Source organism: Candidatus Albibeggiatoa sp. nov. BB20 (assembly GCA_016744725.1).
GTDB lineage: Bacteria > Pseudomonadota > Gammaproteobacteria > Beggiatoales > Beggiatoaceae > Albibeggiatoa.
Genome location: JADGDW010000236.1, coordinates 1 through 4,872, shown reverse-complemented (window position 1 = coordinate 4,872; position 4,872 = coordinate 1). Strand labels below are relative to the sequence as shown.

The window sequence follows — 4,872 nt, the reverse complement described above, 5'->3', positions numbered from 1 at the left end:
CTTTTCAAAGTCGGCCAAGAAAATGACAAATAGCCCAATGATAGCGATTTTGCTTAAATCAAGTAACAAACCAATAATGGCATAAACGAGTGATGAGAAACCTTGACCAAATTCGCTATAAAAAATAATGTTACAAAGAATACCCATCACGACAAGGCCGGTTGCGATGAAAGTGAGAAAGCGTAATCGCCATTTACTGATCGTCAAAGCAGGTAATTGAATAACTGAATTAGGGAGTGATGCAGTCGTGTTCATAGCATTTTTCCCCAGTCACTGCTGTGTACTGAGTCGAATACAATGGGCATATAGCCAGTCAATACGCGGGTACACAGCTATGAACTGAGTTATTGACCTCCCTTTTTCGTTGAGTGGCGATGACCGCTTTGATCAACCAAAGGGACGACTCGGATCGTGAGAGTGGGGAGTGCGGCCGGTAAATGGGGGCCGCTATGGTGTAGAGTGTTGATATCCATAGTTCACCTATTACAGTTAGGTTGTATTTGGTGCGGCGTGTCAGTGTTTTTTACACTAAACACGCCACTTATATTAAAATTTGTGCTTGTTATATACCTGCACAACATGTATTATACAACCCCTATTAAAAAAATCAACAACCAAATGATTAACGATAATGGCAGATCGAAAAGAAAGGCCTAATTTAAGTCGGCTTATTATTGATTATTCAAAAGAGCTGGATTTAAAAGAAAGGCTTCAAGCTTCAGCAAAACGAAATAAACGCTCGCTTAATAAACAAGTTGAATTTGCACTAGAAGAATTTTTAGGATTTGACGAATTGTCAGAAGAACAGCGACTCGCTATTCAAAAAATAAGGCGGGAAATGTTGGAAGGATTAAAACGATCACAATCGTTTTTTTAAAAATGCCCCCCTTTTGTCCAAGGTTTTAGCAATGTTTTGAACAAAATGGGGAATAAAGATTAAAGAATCTTTACAAAGGCTACGTTATTTTGAAGTATGCCAAATAACCGCCCGTTTGCTCAGTAGTTCTTGGCGGAATGTGAGCAAACAGGTCTTTAAATCGGAGCGATTATTTGAGAGAAAAACGTAGGGCGATATTTATACCACATTTACCTGCGTTATGTCTCTCCAAATTTGAGGAGACGACATGCAAATTAAAGATTCTCGTAAGTCCCATTTTTTTTGGGCTCATGATGATATTTTTGATACATGGGGTTCAGTGCTTAAAGCTAATGGTATTGCTATTTACTTATGCTTGGTAAGACACGCTAATAACAATGGTACTTGTTATCCATCATTTGAGACTATTGCAAAAAAGTGTGGTGTTAGTCGAATTACGGTAATTCGCACCATTAAAAAACTGGTTGAATTAGGGCTCATAAAATGTGAACAACGTACTATTGAAAATGAACATACAAAGGGTAAGGAAAATATTTCTAATCTCTATACGATTTTAGATTTACCTACTCCCCCTAGTATTTCAGAGGTACCCCTAGTATCACAGAGATACTACCCTAGTATCACAGAGACACTACCCCAGTGCCAGAAAGATACTACCCCTAGTATCACAGAGATACCTAAAGGAATACCCAATAAGAAGGAATACATAGACAAGGAAACTCATTTAAGGACAGACGACAGACAGACTAATACCTACTCTCTGTGCGTAAATAGCAAAAACGATGCCAAAGTCGGTCAGTCAGTCGTTTTAGATATTTCTAATTTGAATTGGCCAATAGCCTTAGATCAAAACCAAATCGTCATGAAGGCCTTGGCTAAACTACCTGATGATCAAGCGCGTCAAAATGTACTTGATGTTGTGGCCAAAAAGTTAGATAATGGCACGCTTCAAAAGCCAGTGTCCTTTTTGAGAAAAGTGGTTGACAATTACCTCATGGGTGATTTTACGCCTCTTGAGCAAACATCAAGGGAAGTGAAGGGGTCATCTAATAAGGCGGCTGATAGGCAGGTTTACGCGCCTAATGAGTGCCCTTATTGCGATGAGCAGAATATACTCACTTATGAGATGGTTAGAACTGGTGAGGTGCAACGTACATCGTGTAAGCATTACCACGATACGCCAGAGATTGGAATGAAACGGGGCTTAAGATGCGTCTCGCCGCGAATGGGTAACAAATCTCAATTTAGGAGTATTGGTGAGATTTTGGGATCGCGGGTCAAAGATGTGGATGAGGTGCCGTTTTGAGTAATAATATCAAGAACTTATTAAAAGCTTGATAATTAAGTAATTAGAGGTTCTTGCAAAACTCCAAAGCCTAACCTTTTTTTGTATCACCAAGTAATTTTTTCCTAAAAAGTTAAAAATGATTATGAAAAAAACTATTTTATCCGGAATAGTCTTAACTATTGGTTGTGTTGCAAGTCATCAAAGTATTGCAGGTATTACTGTCAGTATCGTTGCTGGTCAAGATAGAGCAGCTTCAAGCGTTACCGCCACAGGCTCTATAGAGCATATTATTACGGACGCAGAGAAGGCAACTTTCGGTCTCGGCGATAATCAGCTTAAGAATGCTGTTAATGCCTACTTCGGTAAAAAACCGAACGACGCATATCTTCACAGTCCCACTCCATGGGGTGACCTCTATAAAACGTATAGCTGGTCGCAAGTGAAAATGGTTATGGTTGTTCAGGATGCGAATATTATCAGCCTCACATCGGATCCGATAATCGTCAAAACCCAGAATTTCGAGAATAACAGTAGTCAAACTGGTGACTTTAGCGTATCTGTATCAGATACGGTAAGTAATACGGTATCATCTAATTGGAGTAAGGGCGGCACGTTTACAATAGGCCAAAAATTTGAGTACGGCGTTTCATTTCTCGGCACTGGTGCTAAGGGAGAAACTTCAATGTCATATAGTCAATCGTGGGGAATAGGTGGACAAAAATCCAAAAACATCACTGTAGGTTCAACTTCCGGTGTAAGCGTCCAGCTTAAACCTTGCCAGTCCATAGCAGCTGAACTTTCTGCCAGCCGAGGCGTGATGAAAGTTCGTCTCAAATATAAAGGCTATCTCATTGGAAATACGGCGGTAAACTACAACCCCCGTCATAAGGGCCACCACTTCTGGTCTTTAGGCATAAATAATGTTATGCGCACAGCTGGCATCCCAACCTCAATATACTCAACGGAGGATATTGAAATTGGCTATTACTCCAATTCCACTGTTAAGTTGAAAGACAAGCTAAGCAGCAGTTGCAAATAATTGATTGGGGTCAAAATAACGTTAATTCTTTCCTTTTTCCGTTATGTTAAAAAAACGAGCAGTTGTTGACGTTAAAAACAATTAATTAAAATTCGATGCTCAAGTTTTTGATGTTTGGCAAGCTTTGCGACGATCTTATTTTGGAGCGTTACAAATAGGAAACTCATTAATTTTTAATGTTATTTTGTTTTAAGCATTCAAATTTATATTTACCCTTAAAATCAAATACGTTATAAAAAACTTGAGCATCAAGTAAAAGGGCCTTTGGTTTCACAGTCAAAGTTTTTAACAGAAAATAATTTACCCGTTAAGTGATAGCAACAAAATACAAAATAATAGGCATTATACTGATTGGACGCTGGGGTTGTTAAATGGGATTGATTTTGTATTAGGTAGATACGCATAAATTTTTTAACATTTTATTTCGGGTAGATAGTGTGTTTTTGCTGCCCTAAAAAGCCTCGATAAAATTATTAATAAACTTTTGCGTACCTACTTAACTACAATTACTTTACAGTTATTCAAATACTCACATCCATATCAAAACTCCATCCCCAAAATAGCATTATCCACGTCTTCATGATCGAACGACAGATAGCAAATTGTCGATTGAATTGACTTGTGACCTAAAGCGTCGGCCACCTTCTGAATATCCCCCAGCCTTGTCTTCATTTCCTTTGCAAAGGTTTTGCGAAGCGTATGCGTACCCGTTTGACCAAAGATAGCTGCCTTCTCAAATAAGCCCTTGATAATCTGCCACGCTCGCTGCCGCGTAATCGCCTTACTCCCCTTTGATTGCCTACCCACAAATATTGCACTCTCCAAACCAAATCCCTTCGACAAAAGATAATCCGTCCACTCTTTGACGGCCATTTTCACCTTCCCATGCAGCACCTGAACCCTACCCGTTCCGTTTTTTGTGTTCGCCGCTTTCAGTGCGACACGATCTAATACCGAACCATCCGGCGCAATCAAATCACCAATCTTGAGACTCAAAAGTTCACTGACTCTAAAGCCCGTAGCCAGCCCCAGAAGGATTAATAAATTATCCCGTTGATTATGGGCAGCGGTGTTTAAAAGACGCTTCTTTTCATCATGATTGAGTGGACGACAGCCTTGCATAGCAAACTCCTTAATAATTCTATTAAAACAATTATGGTTATTATACGTTTTTCTGGAGAAAATAGCAAGGTAAATTATCAAGAAAGTGGCTTGAATAGTGAGTTTAACAAACCTTCAGTATGTCAAACTCAGGTATTTTGGAATGAGACAAATTAATCTTTAAAAAAATTAATGAAATCAATGGTTTGATAAACAATCATCGGCCGGTGATGCGCAGCGGGGTAGTGAGTGACTTGGTGCCATGCCAACCAGTGACGGTGGTGACATCTCCTATGGGTAGGCGTGGGATTCTGATTAAGTTACTAAATCAGTTCCCCCGTTTACCAGAATTACGTCCCTGATGAGAACGGTGGTGGCATATCCTATGGGTAGGCGTGGGATTCTGATTAAGTTACTAAATCAGTTTCAGTAAACGGGAACTAACGCCCCCGTTTACCTGAATTACGTCCCTGATGAGAACGCCGGTGAGACTCACGCTTGCCACGACGTGCCCTCTGCTTATCTGAACACTTGCCTTTTCTAGCCATGATGAAATAAATAAAGAAA

At 39.7% G+C, this 4,872-nt stretch carries 5 protein-coding genes; 3 read left to right on the top strand and 2 right to left on the bottom strand.

Annotation, left to right across the window (positions count from 1 at the left end):
* Positions 1-255: hypothetical protein (locus tag ABXH34_RS17785; RefSeq protein ID WP_353573228.1), on the bottom strand; the 255-nt coding region annotated here is incomplete at its 3' end.
* Positions 256-631: 376 nt separating this feature from the next.
* On the opposite strand from ABXH34_RS17785, the gene ABXH34_RS17780 reads away from it, so the two are divergent.
* From ABXH34_RS17780 to ABXH34_RS17770, 3 genes are all read left to right on the top strand, one after another.
* The gene (locus ABXH34_RS17780; RefSeq protein ID WP_353573227.1) at positions 632-877 is read left to right on the top strand and encodes a hypothetical protein; all 246 of its coding nucleotides are present in this window, start codon (positions 632-634) and stop codon (positions 875-877) included.
* A 247-nt stretch (positions 878-1,124) separates the two neighbouring features.
* Complete coding sequence (locus ABXH34_RS17775) at positions 1,125-2,183, top strand: helix-turn-helix domain-containing protein (protein WP_353573226.1); 1,059 nt, start codon at positions 1,125-1,127, stop codon at positions 2,181-2,183.
* A gap of 118 nt (positions 2,184-2,301) precedes the next feature.
* Positions 2,302-3,204 carry a hypothetical protein gene (locus ABXH34_RS17770; protein ID WP_353573225.1) on the top strand — a complete coding sequence of 301 codons (903 nt, stop codon included), beginning with the start codon at positions 2,302-2,304 and terminating at the stop codon, positions 3,202-3,204.
* Positions 3,205-3,744: 540 nt separating this feature from the next.
* On the opposite strand, the gene ABXH34_RS17765 is transcribed toward ABXH34_RS17770, so the two are convergent.
* Positions 3,745-4,326: a tyrosine-type recombinase/integrase gene (locus ABXH34_RS17765; RefSeq protein WP_353573224.1), complete on the bottom strand. Its 582-nt coding sequence runs from the start codon at positions 4,324-4,326 to the stop codon at positions 3,745-3,747.
* Positions 4,327-4,872 lie beyond the last annotated feature (546 nt).

What these genes read in the sequence shown, in the direction of transcription:
- ABXH34_RS17765 (WP_353573224.1), bottom strand. Translation starts at nt 4,326, where the DNA reads ATGCAAGGCTGTCGTCCACTCAATCATGATGAAAAGAAGCGTCTTTTA.
- ABXH34_RS17770 (WP_353573225.1), top strand. Translation starts at nt 2,302, where the DNA reads ATGATTATGAAAAAAACTATTTTATCCGGAATAGTCTTAACTATTGGT.
- ABXH34_RS17780 (WP_353573227.1), top strand. Translation starts at nt 632, where the DNA reads ATGGCAGATCGAAAAGAAAGGCCTAATTTAAGTCGGCTTATTATTGAT.
- ABXH34_RS17775 (WP_353573226.1), top strand. Translation starts at nt 1,125, where the DNA reads ATGCAAATTAAAGATTCTCGTAAGTCCCATTTTTTTTGGGCTCATGAT.